General features: G+C 66.2%; 1 protein-coding gene and 1 pseudogene. One reads left to right on the top strand and one right to left on the bottom strand.

Going from position 1 to position 817, the window contains the following annotated elements; all coding sequences use genetic code 11:
- Window positions 1-560 (top strand): DUF4190 domain-containing protein (locus tag A5791_RS17705; protein ID WP_067239595.1); only part of this gene is annotated, 560 nt, incomplete at its 5' end.
- A gap of 15 nt (window positions 561-575) precedes the next feature.
- Here the strand turns inward: A5791_RS17705 and A5791_RS27285 are convergent.
- A pseudogene (locus A5791_RS27285) lies at window positions 576-817 on the bottom strand (hypothetical protein); the annotation flags it as partial.

Here is an 817-nt window from a genome sequence, read left to right on the forward strand (position 1 = left end):
CGCCGCCGGGCACCTACGCGCCGTATCCGATGGCCCGGTCGACCAACACGATGGCCATCGTGGCGTTGGTGACCTCGCTGATTATTGCTCCGCTGGGCATCATCTTCGGCCACATCTCGCTCTCCCAGATCAAGCGGTCCGGCGAGGACGGGCGCGGCCTCGCGATCGCGGGCACGGTAATCGGCTATGTGGGAACACTTTTCGCCGTCCTCAGCATCGTCTTCGTTGCGGTGGTGATGGGCACCGCGGTCCACCGGGCCGGCAGTGGCCGCCACTACACCACGCCGACCACCTCCTACTCCACTGCCGGTGTTCCGGATGCTTCGGCGGAGGCGATCAAGAACGCCGAAGTCGGCGATTGCATCAGGCGGATCTCGGGTGCACGGAGAAGCGACGGCACCATGGACGTGACGGTCTATCCCGCCACCTGCGGATCCAGTTCCGCCACCGACAAAGTCATCAAGCGCACCACCAGCACCTTCAATTGCACTGGCGGCCAATGGGTTCAGACGAAGGCCTATTCGCCGCCGATCGTGCTCTGCCTCTCCAAGCTGCGGTAGACGCCGACCAGACCCTTAGCCCCCGCCGGGAAACTTGGGGAACTGCGGCTTGGGCTGGGGCTGCACGGTAGGCACCTGCGGTTTGGGCTGAGGCTGCACGGTAGGCACCTGCGGCTGGGTCTTCGGCGGGGCCACGGTCGGTTGCTGTGTCTGAGTTTTCGGCGGGGCCACGGTCGGCTGCTGCGAGGTGGGTGCCGGTGCCACCGTCGTTTGCTTAGGCGTCGGAGCGACCGTCGTCTGCTGGCTGCTCGCCCGCC

Origin of the sequence: Mycobacterium sp. 852002-51163_SCH5372311, from assembly GCF_001667115.1 — a bacterium.
Classification (GTDB): domain Bacteria; phylum Actinomycetota; class Actinomycetes; order Mycobacteriales; family Mycobacteriaceae; genus Mycobacterium.